Genomic DNA, 15,699 nt, shown 5'->3' with positions numbered 1-15,699 from the left:
GACGCCCGAATCCGGGTGTCGACAGGGCATCAGTGCGTCGCCAGGCAGGATGGGCGTCGCGGGCTAGGCGTAGACCTTCGCCAGGAAGCCGGCCCAAGCCTTGGCCGTCGTCGCGGTGTCCCCGCTGCCGCTGAAGTCGTGCACGGTCATGCCCACCGGTGCGCCGAAGGCGTTGCGCCCGAAGAAGCGGTACATCGTGTCCGCGGCCCGCAGGCCGAGGAAGTTCTCGTTGGAGAAGTCGACTTCGCCGCTGAGCGGGCCGACGCCGTCGAGCTCCAGTTTGACCGCCTCCCCCTGAGCCGCAGTGTCGACGCCGAGGGCCCTCTTGAGCCGGTCGAAGCCGTCCGGCGTTTGCGACGCAGCGGGTGCCTGGATGTCCGTGAAGACGACGGGCTTGCCGTCGAAGTACTTCAGGTACTGGCCCAGGGTGTGGAGGTAGAACGCGGTGTGCTTGCTGGCGCCGTCGTACTGCTCATCCCAGTTGTCCGCGAAGATGCCGCTGTGGACGTAGTGCAGCCGGGCCCGGCCGCCGTCGAGAGGTTCCAGGACGTGCTCCAGCTGGTTGAACCAGCCATCAGGCCCGTCCATCCGGGACACTAGATGGGAGGGGTACTCGTCCACGGTCCGGACCGCCGGCCATTGGTCCGTGGGGAACATCCAGGCCGGGGTGTCCTTGGTAACGGCCTCCCACACCCGCTCGGGGGTGCCGGGCAGTTCGGTGTCGTAGACGATCTCGAATTTCCGCTTGTCAGTCATTGTCCTGCTCCTTAGCTTGTGGGCTTTCAGTTTGTGGGTGTTTAGTTTCTGGGGCTGCGTGCGGGTCTGCTTGCGCTGCCTTGGGCGCCGGCGCCTTCAATGACGGGTGGAGCGCGACGACCAGCCGGTGTTTGCGTCCTGCTGGCAGGGTCGTTGCCGGCGAACCTGGCGGGAGGTCGCGTCCGCCATCGTGGTACTTGTCCACGAGCCGGGTCACGGCTTCGCCGAGCTCCTCGGCGAAGGCCGCCCGGTCCGCCGCCGACCGGAAGGTGATCTCGCCGTCGATGGCAAAGGTGGCGAGTTTTTGCCTGGCCGCGGCCGCCCCGGCGATCAGCTGGCCCATCTCCTGGACCATGCGGCCGGCGAGCGCCAGCAGCCAGAAGGCGGAAAAGCGGTCCGAGAACCGCCGCGGGTCCGGCGCCACGGAAGCCAGGGCCGCCGGCGAGATCAGGTACGACGCCGCCGTCGCCCGCAGGATGCGTTCGGTGACGTTGCCGCGCCGCCGCTCCTCGACGAGCTCGACAAGCCCGTGCCGCTCGAGGGCCTTGAGGTGGTAGTTCACCTTCTGCCGCGGCAGGCCCACCTTCGCGGCGAGCTGCGTTGCGGATCCGGGCTCGGCCAGCTCGCGCAGGATCCTCGTCCGGATCGGGTCCAGCGAGGCCTCCGCCGCGGCCGGATCCTCAATCACTTCAATGTCCAACATGCTTCAAGTCTGCCCGCCGACAATTTTATTTGTCAAGAACTTTTTTCTCGTCGGTGCGATCGACTGGCGCGGCGACGCGAGTTCGCCGGAAGCGCCCGAGGTCGCCGGACCTTCCCGGCGACCTCGCACGCTTGGCACGAATTCGAGGGCGTGGGCGCGGGAGGGGCGGGCGCGGAGGAAGGGCGGGGGCGAGGCCTCGCGAGTTCGCAGGCGAGGGGCGGGGGCGAGGCCTCGCGAGTTCGCAGGCGAGGGGCGGGAGCGAGGCCTCGCGAGTTCGCAGGCGAGGGGCGGCGGCGGGGCGGGAGACCGGACACGTAGAATGGGCTGGTGATGCAATCCCCCCTCCCCGTGCGCGACGGCGTCAACGCGACGCGCCTGCGCCTGCCGGACGAGGGGCCCTGGGAGACCGCACTGGACTACATGATGCACCGGTGGGGGCATATCGATCCCCAGGGCATAGAGGACCGGTTCGACGCCGGCGAGATCGTTGGCGAGGCCGGGAGAGTCCTGGACCGCAGCACGCCGATGCAGGACCACACGTTCATCTGGTACTATCGCTCCCTGCCTCCGGAGACCCGAATCCCGGTGGAGCTGAACATCCTGCACCAGGACGATCATCTGCTGGTCGTGGACAAGCCGCACTTCCTGCCCACCACCCCGGGCGGGACGTACATCCAGGAATCGGCCCTGGTCCGGCTCCGGAACCAGCTCGGGCTCCCGGACCTGATCCCCATGCACCGCCTCGACCGAATGACCGCCGGAATCCTGCTGCTCTCCACGAACCCCGAGACCCGGGGCAAGTACCAGGTGCTCTTCGAAAAGCGCCAGGTCCAGAAGAAATACGAGTGTGTATCCGCCGCGGAGCCGGCGCCGGGCCACCCCGCCGTGGACTTCCCGGTGGTGGTTCGGAACCGGATGACCAAGTCCCGCAGCTATCTGCTGGCCGAGGTGGTTGACGGCGAACCAAACGCGGAAACCCGGATCGAGCGGCTGCACACCTTTGACGCGGCCAGCAGTCCCGCCAGCAGGCCCGAAAGCACACCATCCGGCGGACCCCACCGCGCACCCGACGGCGGACCCCAACGCCGCGCGCTGTACCGGCTGGAGCCGCATTCGGGTAAGACCCACCAGCTGCGCGTGCACATGGCCTCACTGGGCCTGGGGATCGTCAACGATGCGTTCTACCCGGAGCTGCTGGACAAGGCTCCGGACAACTACGCCAAGCCGCTGCAGCTCCTGGCCCGCGGGATCCGCTTCGTCGACCCCATCTCTGGGAGCCCGGTGGAATACCGCAGCAGACTGGAACTCAGCGAAGCACGCTAGCGGCTGGAAGTGCGGTACCTTGTGCCCATGGACTTCGGAAATGCGGACAGCTGGGGCGCCGCGATCTATTTCTGGATCTTCCCCTTCGTGATCGGCGATGCCATTTTTCCGCCTGTGCCCTCGGAAATGCTGGTCATCACCGGCGGTGCACTCTCCGCGGAGGGCCACATCAACGCGTTCCTCGTGGTGCTCCTGGCCACGGTGTCCTCATGGCTGGGCGACATTCTCGTCTTCCAGCTCTTCAAACGGCGGCTGAGCCACGTGCTCGACCGCTGGAAATGGGGCCTGCGGTTCCACGCGGCCGTGCACGCGGCGATCGCGAAGGCGGGCCGTTCCTCCACGTACGGAGCGATCATCGGCATCCGCTTCATCCCCGGCGGGCGGCTGGCCGCGACGGCCGCGGCCGGCATCGCCAACGTCTCGACGCGCGGGTTCAGCCTCTGCGCGGCCATCGGCGGCTTGCTCTGGGCAAGCTGGTCCGTGGCGCTGGGCTATTTCGCGGGCTCCGCCACCGGACTCCCGTTTTGGGCGAGCTCGCTGATCGGCGTCGGCGTCGGGCTGGTGATCGGCGCCGTCGTTGGCGTGATCGTGACGCGACGCCGGGGCCGCCCCTCCTCCGTGGATTCCGCCTCGGTGGACCCGGACGAGGAACTGGACTTTTAGACGGGTGCCCAGCGGCCGCGGCTGCGGCGCAACACGGTCAGCGCGCCGGTGAGCGCAACGCGTTCGACGGCGTCGCGCATCATGGCTGCCGACTCCAGCGCCTGGCTGTTTTCGGCGCTGTACGCGGTGGCATCGACCAGGAAGCGCAGGTTCAGCTGAGGTACGCCGCCGGCGAGCTCAAGCTGGTGCGATTCGACGTGGTGCCGCGTCCCGAGCGCCTCGATGGCCGCGGCCATGACCGTTTCCGGAGCGGTGCCCGGCTTGAGGCCGGTGATCTTCAGTCTGGTCTGGAACGACGGCATGGAACAACCCTAGCCGCACCGCCACACACTCCCGTTGCGCTTCATTTTTGGCTGCCAAGAAGTCGAAATGGCCGCCATAGGTGATAGGGCAACAGGGGGTGGGCAGAGGCTGGGCGTGCGGGAGGGTCTGAGAGGGCTACCCGGTGTTGCGCAGCCCGGCGGCGACTCCGTTGACCGTGATCAGCATGGCGCGCTGGAGGCGCTCGTCGATCTCGGCACCGGACATGCCCGCTGCGGCCTCGGCCCTGACGCGGCGCAGCAGCTCCACCTGCAGGTAGCTGATCGGGTCGAGGTACTGGTCCCGGATCTCGAGGGAGCGCTTCAGGGTGGGCTGGGCATCGAGGATCACGTGCTCGCCCGTGAGGTTCTGGATTTCCTCGACGGTGAGCTCATACTCTTCCCGAATGGCATGGAACAGGTGGTGCAGCTCCTCCGGCACCAGGGTGGAGACGTAGTAGCCGGCAATGTCCATGTCCGTCTTCGCCAGGGTCATTTCCACGTTGGAAAGCACCGATCGGAAGAAGTGCCAGCCCTCGATCATCTCCTTGAGCTGGGCCGAGTTTCCGGCCTCGCGCGCGGCCTTGAGGCCGGAGCCCACGCCGAACCAGCCCGGCACGATCTGCCGTGACTGCGTCCAGCCGAACACCCACGGGATGGCCCGCAGTCCCTCCAGTCCGGCGCCGGAATCGGGCCGCTTGGACGGACGGGATCCGATGTTCAGGGATCCCAGCTGCTCCACCGGGGTGGAGGCCATGAAGTAGGCGGGCAGGTCGGGGTCCTCGATCAGCGTGCGGTAGCGCGCGAACGCGGCGTCGGAGACGGTTTCCATGACGTGGCCGTAGCGCACGCGCTGGTCCTCCGAGGTGCGCGGCGCGCGGTGCAGTGCCGAGCCCTGCAGCACCGCGGCAAGGGAGAGCTCGAGGTTTTCGCGGGCCAGCTCCGGCAGGGAGTACTTGTCCGAGATGACCTCGCCCTGCTCGGTGAACTTGATCTCGCCCTCGAGCACGCCGTTGGGCTGGGCCATGATGGCATCGTAGGTCGGCCCGCCGCCGCGGCCCACCGAGCCGCCGCGGCCATGGAAGAGGCGCACGCGGACGCCGTGCTTCGCGGCCACGTCCCGGAGCTTGCGCTGGGTCTTGTAGATTTCCCACTGGCTCGTCATGACGCCGGATTCCTTGTTGGAGTCCGAGTAGCCGAGCATGATCTCCTGCACGTCGCCGCGGAGCCGGACCAGTTCGCGGTAGGACGAATCAGAGAGCAGCTGGTCCACGATCTCGGCCGACGCGCGGAGCTCGTCGACGGTTTCCAGCAGCGGCGCGAACCCGATCTTGGCGTAGGGCGCCTCGCCGAAGAGACTGACCAGGCCGGCCTCGCGGGCCAGCACGGCCGCGGCCAGGACGTCGTCCGCGCCGCGGGTCATGGAGATGATGTAGGTCTCGATCACGTCGGGGCCGTAGGTGCGCAGGGCACGCCGGATCTCCCGGAAGACGTCGTACGTGCCGTCAGCGACGCCGTCGAGCTTGATCGGGTGGCCGGAGAGCGGACGCCGGGAGGCGAGTTCGGAGCCCAGCACCTCCAACCGCTCGGCGCGGCTGAGTTCGGCGTACCGGACACCGGGGCCGCCGAGGCGGTCCATGAGCTGCCCGACGGCCTCGTGGTGGTGGTCGGCGTGCTCGCGGATGTCCAGGGTGGCCAGGTGCAGGCCGAAGGAGGCGATGGCGCGGCGGACCCGGGACAGGGCGCCGTCGGCGGCGAGGGCGGCGTGGTGGTTCCGCAGCGACCGTTCCAGCAGGCCGAGCTCGGCGAGGAGCTCCGCGGTGGCGGTGTAGTCGCGGCCGGGCTCGTGCGCGGATCCGGCCGTGACCCGCCGGCCGGTGTTGATCAGTTTGGCCTTGATGCAGGTGAGTTTGAGCCGGTACGGCTCCTGCGCGTTCAGCTCCAGGACGCGGCGGTCCAGGCCCGGCAGGTTCCCCAGGTCGACGTCGATCGAGTCCAGGAGTTCCTGGTCGGCCCCGGCCAGCGCGGTCGAATTCGACAGGATGGAGATGAGCCCGTCGATCAGGCCGATGCTGATCCGTACGGCGTGCTGGTTCTGGATCTGGAGGATTTCGCGGGTGACGGCGGCGGTGACGTTGGGGTTGCCGTCCCGGTCCCCTCCGATCCAGGAGCCGAAGCGGATCGGCGCCTTCTGCGGCGGCAGCGTGACGCCGTGCTCGGCGAGCAGCTCGGAGAGGTCCGAGAGCATTTCCGGCATGGCGTCACTGAGGATCCCGGTGAGGTAGTAGATGGCGTTCCGGGCCTCATCCACCGGGGTGGGCCGGACCTGGCGGAGCTCGTCCGTCTGCCACATCTGGTCGATCACTTCGGACAGGTGGCGGTCCTGGCGGCGGCGCGCGGACGTGCCCTCCGCCGTGGATTCGGACAGGATGTCCGAGAGCCGGCGGATTTTGTCCAGCACGGAACGGCGGGAGGCCTCGGTGGGGTGTGCGGTGAAGATGGGACGGACGTCGAGTTCGTTGACGACTTCCTGCAGCACGGAGTTGCCGGCCTGGTCCGCGATCTCCTCAACGGCTTTGGCGAGCCAGCCGTCCTTTTCCTGCCGGGTGCGCAGCCCGCGGACCCGGTGGACCTGCTCGGCGGCGTTCGCCAGGTGGAAGTAGAACGCGAACGCGCGGACCAGGTCGGTGGCCTGGTCCAGCGGCAGGGAGCCGAGCAGTTCGCGGACCTGGGCGACGACGTCGTACGAGCTCCACGGCCCGGTGGCGTCGGCCCCGCCGCGGGCGGCCTCCTTCGATTCCTTGGTCAGCAGGCGCACCTGCTCCACGAGGTCCAGGAGTTCCGGTCCGTGCTGGCGGACCAGGGATTCGCCCAGCAGGGTGGAGACCCGGCGGACATCAGCCCGGAGTTCGGCGGCAAGATCGGTGTCGGAATGCATTGCAGTGTCAGCCATGGAAACTATCTTTCGAGGGTTCGACTTGGCTCGTACACTGCGCTGGATACTGTGAGCCCGATTACTTCTTCCCATGGGATGTTACCCGCAGGCACTCCCGGCTGGAATTCCGTCTCAGATAGTGTCAGGCCCTGCCGCGCCGCCCAGCCCCCCTGGCCCCCGGCCCCCTCTAGCCCGCAGTTGTGGCCTCTTTTGGGCGCCCAAAACGGCCCCAGCTGCGAGTTAGTTGGGTGAACGCGTTAGCGCGCGATCTTGAAATTGAACTCGCCGGTGCCCAGCGCGCCCCAGAGCCGCAGCCAGATCGGCAGGATCATTTCCGCGCCGCGGGCACTCGTGATGTCCCCGAGGTCAATCACGTCCCGGTGGCCGAAGCCCTTGAGCAGTTCCGTTACGGCGGCCTTGGCCTCGGCGTCGTCCCCGGAGACGAACACCGAGTGGTCGCCGCCGGCAACGCGCGCCGGATCCACCATCACGGACGCCGTCATGGTGTTCAGCGTCTTGACCACCTTGGCCTCCGGGAAGGCCTGCTGGATCTGCTCGCCGAGGCTGTCCGTGTTCACCGGGTTCAACGACGGCGGCATGCCCTGCGAAAAGTCCAGCGGGTTGGCGATGTCCATGATGACTTTGCCGGCGAGGTTCCCCGTGCCTGCGGCGGCCAGAGCCGCCAGGGAGCCGCCGCCGTTCGTCGCGTTGACGACCAGCTCTGCGCCGGCCGCAGCGTCGGCAAAGGCGGCGAGGGCGATTCCGGTGTTGGCGGCGTGCCACTGGGCGAACGGCGCGGTGCCCATCATGTCCGGCTCGGTCCGGGCGAGCGTCGCCTGCGGGTCGCGGGTGCCCATCACGACATCGTGCCCCAGGCCCGCGAGTGCGCCGGAAATCGTGCGCCCCACCATGCCGGTTCCCAGTACTGCAATCTTCATGGCATCCTCGTTCTGAATCAGCGGAGTAGACAGGTTCGTCTACGTGTCGGCACGACGCTATCAGACAGACCTGTCTACGACAAGGAGGGAATGCATCCCGTACACAAAAGAACGCCTGACAAAGTTTGAAATCTGTCATCTGATTGTCGTATGCTGAATCCATGACAACTTCTACTCTCGGCGCCACCCGCACGCTGGGCTCCACGGGCCCCACCACCGCTCCCATCGGCCTCGGACTGATGGGCATGTCCGATCTTTACGGTCCCGCCGACGACGCCGAGAGTGTCGCCACGATCCAGGCCGCCCTCGACGCCGGCGTGACGCTGCTGGACACCGGGGACTTTTACGGCATGGGGCACAACGAAATGCTGCTGCGCGACGCGATCCGCGGCCGCCGGCGCGAGAACGCCCAGATCAGCGTGAAATTCGGCGTCCTGCGCGATGCCCGGGGCGGATGGAACGGCGTGGACACCCGGCCCGCCGCCGTCAAGAACTTCCTCGCCTATACCCTGCGGCGCCTCGGCACCGACTACGTGGACATCTACCGGCCCGCCCGCCTGAATCCGACCGTGCCGGTCGAGGAAACCATGGGCGCACTGGCCGAGCTCGTGCAGCAGGGCCTCATCCGCCACATCGGGCTCTCCGAGGTTGGCGCCGATACCCTGCGCCGCGCCAACGCCGTCCACCCGGTCTCCGACCTCCAGATTGAGTACTCACTCATCTCACGAGGCATCGAGCAGGACATCCTGCCCACGGCCCGCGAACTCGGCGTCGGCGTCACCGCGTACGGCGTGCTGTCCCGCGGCCTGGTCTCGGGCCACTGGCCCGCGGCCGGAACCGAGAACCGACGCGACTTCCGGGCCCACCTGCCCCGCTTCTCCGGCGAGAACCTGCAGCGCAACCTCGAACTCGTCGAACGGCTGCGCGGCATCGCGGACCGCAAGGGTGCGACCGTCGCCCAGCTCGCCATCGCCTGGGTCCTCTCCCGCGGCGAGGACATCGTCCCCCTCATCGGCGCCCGCCGCCGCGAGCGGCTCACCGAATCGCTGGGAGCAACCGATCTGGTCCTCTCCGTCGAGGACCTTGCGGAGATCGAGGACGCCGTCCCGGCCGACGCCGCCGCGGGCACGCGTTACGACGCCGGCCAGATGGCCATGCTCGACAGCGAACGCCGGTGACCCCTGCCGCCGTCGTCCTGACGGAAGAGCGCATCCTCGACGCCGCGGAAGACGTGCTGCGGCGCTTCGGGCCGGCCAAGGCCACGGTGGTGGACGTGGCAAAGGCCCTCGGCGTCAGCCACGGCAGCGTGTACCGGCACTTCCCCACGAAGGTCGCGCTGCGGGACGCGGTGGCCCGGCGCTGGCTGGACCGCCTCGCAGATCCGCTGGATCCGGCCCGGGATACGGACGGCCCGGCTGCGGAACGTCTGCTCCGCTGGCTGGAACGGCTCGCGGCCATCAAGCAGGGCATGGCGCTGAACGATCCCGAGCTGTTTGCCACCTTCAGCCAGCTGACCACCGAGGCACGGGATGTCGTGGCGGTCCACGTTGGGCATCTGGCCGCGCAGCTCACGGAAATCATTGCCGACGGCGTCAGCAGGGGCGAGTTTGCTGTCACGGATCCGCCGACGGCAGGCCTTGCGGTCCTGCACGCGACCGCGCGGTTCCACCACCCGCTGCACGCGGCGGAATGGGCGGATCCGGCCATCGGGGCCCAGCTGCAGGAGGTCTGGCGGCTGCTCGTACAGGGCCTGGCCGTACGGCCGTGAGCCCGGGGCAGGCCTGCGGGGCGTGATTCGAGCCAGGGCCTAGACAGACTTGTCTGTGTACGATGGTGTCATGACGCTGTCAGCAGCCCCTGCCCCGCCGGCGGCCCGCACCCCCGCCGGGCAGGCCAGAGAGAAAATCCTGGCCACGGCCTTCCGGCTCTTCTACGCGCACGGATTCCGGGCTGCCGGCATCGATACGATCATCGCCGAGTCCGGCGTCGCGAAAGCCACGTTCTATAAGTACTTTCCGGCCAAGGACGACCTCATCCTGGCTTATCTGGAGAAGGTCGACGGCATCTGGACCGGGCAGCTGCACGCCGCCGCCGAGGCCGCCGGCGAAGACCCCGCCGCGCAGCTCGTGGGCCTGTTCGATGCCCTGACAACCGCCTGCCGGCGGGACGGCTACCGCGGCTGCGCCTTCATCAACGCAGCTGCCGAGTCGGCCGCCGGCACCCGGGTCCACGACCGGACCGTGGCCCACAAGCAGCAGATCCGCGCCTGGATCCGGGACCTGGCCGCCCGCGCCGGCGCCCAGGACCCGGACCAGCTTGCCCGCAGCCTGACCCTGCTCCTCGACGGCGGCCTGGCCAGCGGAGTGCTCGACGGCGACCCGGAAGCGGCCACCGCCGCCGGGACCACCGCAGCCCAACTGGTGGCTGCCAGCCTCGGCAGCTCCCCCGGCGGACGCAGCCTGAGAACCGGCCCCGACGGAAACCCTGGAGGAACCCATGACCACCATTGAGCCCGCGGCCGACCCGCAGCTTGCCCGCTGGCAGCGCTTCCGGAACAGCCGGAACGCGGCCCTCGCCAGCGACCACGGCTGGCTGACGCTGACCTCGTTCCAGTGGCTCGAGGACCGGCCGGCCGCCGTCGAGCTCGCCCCCGGGCTCTGGTCCACTGACGGCACGACGGCGTTCCTCACCGCCGCCGCGCCGGACGGTCTGACCCTCGTGGAAACCGGCGAACCCGTGGACGGGACCATCAGCGCCGTGCTCTCGGACGAGGAATCACTCATGTGGGTCCAGTACGGCGGCGACGACGGCCGCCAGGTGGTGGTGGAGCTCGCCATGCGGGCGGACAAGTACGCGATCCGCACGCGCGACTCCCAGTCCCCGGCGTTCACGGAGTTCGACGGCGTGCCCACCTTCGACTTCCGCCCGGACCTGGTCATCGAGGCCCGGTTCATGCCCTATCCCGAGCCCGTGGATGTCCCGATCGGCACCGCCAACCCGCTCGTGGACGGGGTCCACCGCTCGGTCGGCGAGTTGGTCTTCCGGCTGCCCGGCACAGACCACGAGTTCCACCTGCACGCCGAGGAGGAGAAGCTCGGTGCGTTGACGGTCACGTTCCACGACGAGACCAATGGGGAATCGACGGACGAGTGGCGGAAAGTCTCCACCGCAAAACCCCGCGTCGATTCATCCGGAAATGCGACCGTGATCTTGGATTTCAACCGGGCCATCAACTACCCCAGTGCCTTCACCCCGTACGGCACCTGCCCCATGCCGGTGAAGAACAACAGCCTGGACTACCGCATCGCAGCCGGCGAGAAGGAACCCGGCCTCTTCTAGACGGTCTTCTGAACGGTCTTCTAGACGATCGCGGACACACCGGTGACGGCACGCCCCGTAATCAGGGTGTTGATCTCGAACGAGCCCTCGTAGGTGTAGATCGCCTCGGCGTCGGAGAAGATCTTGGCCATCCGGTAGTCGGTGACGATCCCGTTGCCGCCCAGCAGGGACCGGCCCATCGCCACGGTTTCGCGCATCCTGGCGCTGACATAGGACTTTGCGAGGGCCACCTGCGGCATGTCCGCGGCGCCCTGGTCCTGCAGCTGCGCGATCCGGACCATCATGCCCATGCTGGCCACGGCGTTGCCGAGCATGGTCACCAGTTGCTGCTGGACCAGCTGGAACTTCGCCAGCGGGCGGCCGAACTGCCGGCGTTCGACGGCGTACTGCCGGGCGACGTCGAAGGCCGCGAGCTGCTGCCCCACGCCCTGCCAGGCCACCATGATCCGGGAACCGCGCAGGAGCTCGTTGGTGTCCTCGAAGCTGCTGATGCCCGCGAAGCGGTCCGCTTCGGCCACCCGGACGTCGGTGAAGACGATGTCCGCGTTCTGCACCGTGCGCAGCGCAATCTTGTTCTCGATCCGGCTCCGGCTCACGCCCGGCAAGGTGGCGTCGACGATGAAGCCGCGGATGCCGCCGTCGGCCTCGTCCCGGGCCCAGACCAGCATGTAGTCGCAAAACGTCCCGTTGCCGATCCAGCGCTTGGCGCCGTTGAGCACCCAGGCGTCGCCGCCGTCGGCCATGCCGCCGGGGACCCGCCGGGCCCGGGTTTCCATGCCGCCGGCAACGTCCGAGCCGTGGTCCGGTTCGGTGAGGGCAAAGGCGCCGGTGGTGCGCAGGTTCGCCGCGTCCTCGAGCAGGCGCGCCTTCTGCTCCTCGGAGCCGAAGCCGTAGAGCGACTCCACGAAAAGGTCATGGTGGACCAGGAAGAACGTGGCGAGCGAGGTGTCCACCCGGGTCATCTCGGCAATGATGATCCCGGCGAACAGGTTGCTGTAGCCGCGCTGGGCGGGGGCGCTGAGCTCCAGGGCGGCCAGTTTGGGCAGGATGTGGGCCGGGAATTCGGCCTTGTTCCACCAGTCCGTGGCGAACGGGGCGACCTCGGCGGCCAGGAACTCCCGCAGCTGCGCCAGTTTGGCCCGCTCCGCCGCGCTGAGCAGGGATTCGTAATCGAAGAAGTCCGCCGTGGGCAGCCCCGCCACTGACGGCGCGGGGGTGGCGGCCAGCCCTGTCCCGGTCATTTCGGAATCGGTCATTTCGGAATCGGTCATTTCGGAGCCGGTCATTTCGGGCCCATGCGGATGGCGCCGTCGAGGCGAATCGTCTCGCCGTTCAGCATGGCGTTCTCCACAATGTGCGCGGCGAGGTTCGCGTATTCGGCGGGGCGGCCCAGCCGCGAGGGGTGCGGCACCTGCTGGCCCAGGGAGTCCTGCGCCTCCTGCGGCAGGCCGGCCATCATGGGAGTCTCAAAGATGCCCGGTGCGATGGTAACCACCCGGATCAGCGAGCGCGCGAGTTCGCGGGCGATCGGCAAGGTCATGGCGGCGACAGCGCCCTTGGAGGCGGCGTAGGCGGGCTGGCCGATCTGGCCGTCGAACGCGGCAACGGAGGCGGTGTTGATGATGACGCCGCGTTCGGGGCCGCCGAGTTCGGTGGCGGCGGGCTCGGTGGCTGCCATGGCGGCCGCGGCGAGGCGGATCACGTTGAAGGTGCCCACGAGGTTGATCTGGATGACGCGGTTGAAGGCCTCCAGCGGGAGCACGCCCTCGCGGCCCAGGACCTTGCCGGGGGTCGCGATTCCCGCGCAGTTCACCACGATGCGCAGCGGGCCCAGGGCGGCGGCGGCATCGACGGCGGCCTGCACCTGCACCTCGTCCGTGACGTCGGCGGGGACGAAGACGGCCGCGCGGCCGGTTCCGGCCGGCGTACCGGCGGCGGCACCGGCGGCGGCCTCGCTAGCGGCGGAGGCGGTCAGTTCGGCGGCAAAGGCGTCCCCGGCGGAACCCGGCAGGTCCACGAGCACCACCGACGCACCGGCGTCGAACAGGCGCCTGGCCGTGGCTGCTCCGAGACCTGAGGCCCCGCCCGTGATCAGCGCGACAGTACCCTTGATGTCCATCCATCCTCCTTGATGTGGAACCGAACCCCGGCCGCGAAGCCTCTGACGCGGGCGGCGCCTGAAGCAGCAGCCCGCGGGGAACATTAGTTAGTGAATGTTAACTGGAATGCGGCCATTGCGCACCTTTGGGCGCACCCGCTCAGGGCCACGGTCACGATCGAGGTCCGGACGGGCTCCCGCGAATAGGCTTGAGCCATGACCCGAGCCGACGCCTCCGCCCCCAACTGGTCCTTCCGCGCGGACGAGGCAGCCCGCTCGGTGACCAGGCTTTTCGGGCAGCGGCTCTTCTTCCTGCCGGGAACCCACATCGCCGCGATCCTTCGGCCGTCAGGCCGGCTGAAGAACATGTCCCGGCCCTGGCACTACTGGTGGCAGGCACACTACCTGGACTGCCTCGTGGACGCCGGCCGCCGGGAACTGGGCTCGCCCGGGCGTCCGGGGGCCAAGTTCGACGGCGAGAACCGGCCCAGCGCCGGCCGCCTCGCATCGCGGCTCGTCACGGGCATCCGGCTGCGCAATTTGCTCACGGTGGTCAACAACTACTACGACGACATGGCCTGGCTGGCCCTGGCCACGCTCCGGCTGGACAAGCTCGCCGAGAACAGCCGCAAACGCACCGGCCGGCAGCGCAACGCCAAGGTCCTGCAGAGCCTGACCCTGCAGTTCGACTCCGCCTCCACCGACGACCTGGGCGGCGGCACCTTCTGGAGCACGAAGCGCGATTTCAAGAACACACCCGCCACCGCACCGGTGGCCCTCTACTACGCGCGGACGGGCAACCGGGCCAAGGCGCAGGCCCTGCTGGACTGGCTGGACGCCAAGCTCTACGAACCCGGGCAAGGCCTCTACCGGGACGGCCTGCGGATTTCCGGGACGGGTGACGTGGTGCTGGAAGAGACCATCTACACCTACAACCAGGGGCCCGTCCTCGGGGCCTTGCTCGAACTTGGGGGCGAGGCGAACCTCGGGCGTGCGGCCGCGCTGGTGGCCGCCGTGGCGCGCAGCCTCACGCATCCGGCCCCGCTGCTGGGGCGCACCGCTGCGGTGTTGCGCTGCGAGGGAAGGGGCGACGGCGGACTCTTCACCGGGATCCTCGTCCGCTACCTGGCCCTTGCCGCCGTCGACGAACGGCTGCCCGCCGAAACCCGGGCCACGGCGGCGGCACTCGTGAACGATACAGCCGAGGCCCTCTGGGAAGGCCGTCGGATCCTCCCGGCGCAGGACCGCCTCGCGCGCCCCGGCAGCCATCTGGTCTTCTCCGACCGCACTGAACTGCCGGCACGCCGCAGCTACCCGGAGGGCGCCGCCGTCGAGCTGTCCACACAGCTCCAGGCCTGGATGGTGCTGGAGGCGGCCGCATCCATCGCGACGGCGCCGGCACCGCAGCCCAATTAGGTCACGCAACAGTTTCGTAATTCATGTGATACTGATCACTTAATGCGGATTCGGGTTGGTCGCTTAGGTTTGGCTAACCTACAGTCTTTCGTAGTGAGCATGCCCTAACTTCCCCGCTCACGGGGGGGCAGGGCACTACGACGACTTCCTTGCAGAAAGTAGCCCCATGAAGATCCGCACCAACGCGCTGGCGGGCATCGCCCTGGCCGCCACTGCCGCCCTGGGCCTGGCCGCCTGCGGCTCCGGCTCCTCCTCCCCGGCCGGCAGCAGCGCAGCCGCCGGTGGCTCCTCCGCCGGCGAGATCACGGTCTATAACGCCCAGCACGAATCCCTGACCAAAGAGTGGATCGACGCCTTCACCGCCGAAACCGGCATCAAGGTCACCGTGCGCCAGGGCGACGACACCGAAATGTCCAACCAGATCGTCCAGGAAGGCCAGGCCTCGCCGGCGGACGTCTTCCTCACCGAGAACTCCCCCGCCATGGCCCAGGTGGAAAACGCCGGCCTCTTCGCGGACGTGGACAAGGCCACCGTGGACCAGGTCCCCGCCGATTTCCGTCCTTCCACCAACAAGTGGACTGGCATCGCGGCTCGCTCCACCGTGCTGGTTTATGACAAGAACAAGATCAGCGCCGACAAGCTGCCTAAGTCCATGCTGGATCTGGCCAACCCCGAGTGGAAGGGCAAATGGGCCGCTTCCCCGTCCGGCGCCGACTTCCAGGCGATCGTCTCGGCCCTGCTGGAACTCAAGGGTGAAGCCGCCACGCAGGCATGGCTCAAGGGCATGAAAGAGAACTCCAAGGCGTACAAGGGCAACAGCACGGCCATGAAGGCCGTCAACGCCGGCGAAGTGGACGCCGCCCTGATCTACCACTACTACTACTACGGCGACCAGGCCAAGACCGGCGAGAACTCCAACAACGTCACGCCGTTCTACTTCAAGAACCAGGACCCGGGCGCATTCGTCTCCATCTCCGGCGGCGGCGTGCTGAAGTCCTCCAAGAACGCCGCAGCGGCCCAGTCCTTCCTGAAGTTCATCACCGGCAAGAAGGGCCAGGAAGTGCTCCAGAAGGGCACCTCCTTCGAGTACGCCGTCGCCTCGGACGTCCCGTCCAACGACAAGCTGGTTCCGCTCAAGGAGCTGCAGGCACCCACAGTGGATCCCGCCAAGCTCAATTCCGCCAAGGTCACCGAGCTGATGACCCAGGCAGGACTGCTGTAGCAGCAGT

Annotated in this window: 15 protein-coding genes; 8 read left to right on the top strand and 7 right to left on the bottom strand. The window is 68.3% G+C overall.

Annotation, left to right across the window (positions count from 1 at the left end):
* Nucleotides 1-63: 63 nt before the first annotated feature.
* Both AC1DR1_RS09430 and AC1DR1_RS09425 read right to left on the bottom strand, forming a co-directional pair.
* The gene (locus tag AC1DR1_RS09430; RefSeq protein WP_476966886.1) at nt 64-756 is read right to left on the bottom strand and encodes an SRPBCC family protein; all 693 of its coding nucleotides are present in this window, start codon (nt 754-756) and stop codon (nt 64-66) included.
* Nucleotides 749-1,459: a helix-turn-helix domain-containing protein gene (locus AC1DR1_RS09425; protein WP_476966885.1), complete on the bottom strand. Its 711-nt coding sequence runs from the start codon at nt 1,457-1,459 to the stop codon at nt 749-751. The genes AC1DR1_RS09430 and AC1DR1_RS09425 overlap by 8 nt, the downstream gene beginning before the upstream one ends.
* A gap of 330 nt (nt 1,460-1,789) precedes the next feature.
* Between AC1DR1_RS09425 and AC1DR1_RS09420 the strand changes: the two genes are divergently transcribed.
* Together AC1DR1_RS09420 and AC1DR1_RS09415 are read left to right on the top strand one after the other, a co-directional pair.
* Entirely contained in the window at nt 1,790-2,782 is a 993-nt protein-coding gene (locus AC1DR1_RS09420; protein ID WP_476992541.1) for an RluA family pseudouridine synthase, read from the top strand.
* Between the two features lie 27 nt (nt 2,783-2,809).
* Nucleotides 2,810-3,445 carry a DedA family protein gene (locus AC1DR1_RS09415; protein ID WP_476992513.1) on the top strand — a complete coding sequence of 212 codons (636 nt, stop codon included), beginning with the start codon at nt 2,810-2,812 and terminating at the stop codon, nt 3,443-3,445.
* On the opposite strand, the gene AC1DR1_RS09410 is transcribed toward AC1DR1_RS09415, so the two are convergent.
* The 3 genes from AC1DR1_RS09410 to AC1DR1_RS09400 all read right to left on the bottom strand — a co-directional run bounded on the left by AC1DR1_RS09410 (nt 3,442) and on the right by AC1DR1_RS09400 (nt 7,617).
* On the bottom strand, nt 3,442-3,747 hold the full coding sequence (locus AC1DR1_RS09410) for a hypothetical protein (protein ID WP_364748338.1): 306 nt from the start codon (nt 3,745-3,747) through the stop codon (nt 3,442-3,444). The genes AC1DR1_RS09415 and AC1DR1_RS09410 overlap by 4 nt on opposite strands.
* A 136-nt stretch (nt 3,748-3,883) precedes the next feature.
* Nucleotides 3,884-6,697, bottom strand: coding sequence for a phosphoenolpyruvate carboxylase (gene ppc, locus AC1DR1_RS09405; protein WP_364748341.1), 2,814 nt, complete (start codon nt 6,695-6,697; stop codon nt 3,884-3,886).
* 239 nt (nt 6,698-6,936) lie between these two features.
* Nucleotides 6,937-7,617, bottom strand: a complete 681-nt coding sequence (locus AC1DR1_RS09400; protein WP_364748344.1) for an NADPH-dependent F420 reductase — start codon at nt 7,615-7,617, stop codon at nt 6,937-6,939.
* Between the two features lie 161 nt (nt 7,618-7,778).
* Here AC1DR1_RS09400 and AC1DR1_RS09395 point away from each other — a divergent pair, with 161 nt between their 5' ends.
* From AC1DR1_RS09395 to AC1DR1_RS09380, 4 genes are all read left to right on the top strand, one after another.
* The gene (locus tag AC1DR1_RS09395) at nt 7,779-8,795 is read left to right on the top strand and encodes an aldo/keto reductase (RefSeq protein ID WP_229994638.1); all 1,017 of its coding nucleotides are present in this window, start codon (nt 7,779-7,781) and stop codon (nt 8,793-8,795) included.
* A complete protein-coding gene (locus tag AC1DR1_RS09390; protein ID WP_229994637.1) occupies nt 8,792-9,385 on the top strand; it encodes a TetR/AcrR family transcriptional regulator in 594 nt (197 codons plus the stop codon). Before AC1DR1_RS09395 ends, AC1DR1_RS09390 begins: the two co-directional genes overlap by 4 nt.
* A gap of 70 nt (nt 9,386-9,455) precedes the next feature.
* Nucleotides 9,456-10,127, top strand: a complete 672-nt coding sequence (locus AC1DR1_RS09385) for a TetR/AcrR family transcriptional regulator (protein ID WP_364748347.1) — start codon at nt 9,456-9,458, stop codon at nt 10,125-10,127.
* Nucleotides 10,114-10,956 (top strand): DUF1684 domain-containing protein, encoded by an 843-nt coding sequence (locus tag AC1DR1_RS09380; protein WP_476992512.1) that lies wholly within the window; start codon nt 10,114-10,116, stop codon nt 10,954-10,956. Before AC1DR1_RS09385 ends, AC1DR1_RS09380 begins: the two co-directional genes overlap by 14 nt.
* A gap of 20 nt (nt 10,957-10,976) precedes the next feature.
* Here AC1DR1_RS09380 and AC1DR1_RS09375 read toward each other — a convergent pair whose 3' ends face one another.
* Together AC1DR1_RS09375 and AC1DR1_RS09370 are read right to left on the bottom strand one after the other, a co-directional pair.
* Nucleotides 10,977-12,197 (bottom strand): acyl-CoA dehydrogenase family protein, encoded by a 1,221-nt coding sequence (locus AC1DR1_RS09375; protein ID WP_476992540.1) that lies wholly within the window; start codon nt 12,195-12,197, stop codon nt 10,977-10,979.
* Nucleotides 12,198-12,238: 41 nt separating this feature from the next.
* On the bottom strand, nt 12,239-13,075 hold the full coding sequence (locus tag AC1DR1_RS09370; protein ID WP_476992511.1) for an SDR family NAD(P)-dependent oxidoreductase: 837 nt from the start codon (nt 13,073-13,075) through the stop codon (nt 12,239-12,241).
* Between the two features lie 195 nt (nt 13,076-13,270).
* Here AC1DR1_RS09370 and AC1DR1_RS09365 point away from each other — a divergent pair, with 195 nt between their 5' ends.
* Nucleotides 13,271-14,470 carry a glycoside hydrolase family 76 protein gene (locus AC1DR1_RS09365; RefSeq protein ID WP_476992510.1) on the top strand — a complete coding sequence of 400 codons (1,200 nt, stop codon included), beginning with the start codon at nt 13,271-13,273 and terminating at the stop codon, nt 14,468-14,470.
* 166 nt (nt 14,471-14,636) lie between these two features.
* On the top strand, nt 14,637-15,692 hold the full coding sequence (locus AC1DR1_RS09360; protein ID WP_476992509.1) for an iron ABC transporter substrate-binding protein: 1,056 nt from the start codon (nt 14,637-14,639) through the stop codon (nt 15,690-15,692).
* The last annotated feature ends 7 nt before the right edge of the window (nt 15,693-15,699 follow it).

The organism is Arthrobacter sp. P4_F10 (assembly GCF_056401435.1).
Note: the sequence above shows the minus strand (reverse complement) of the source record. Positions and strands in the feature narration are given on the sequence as shown.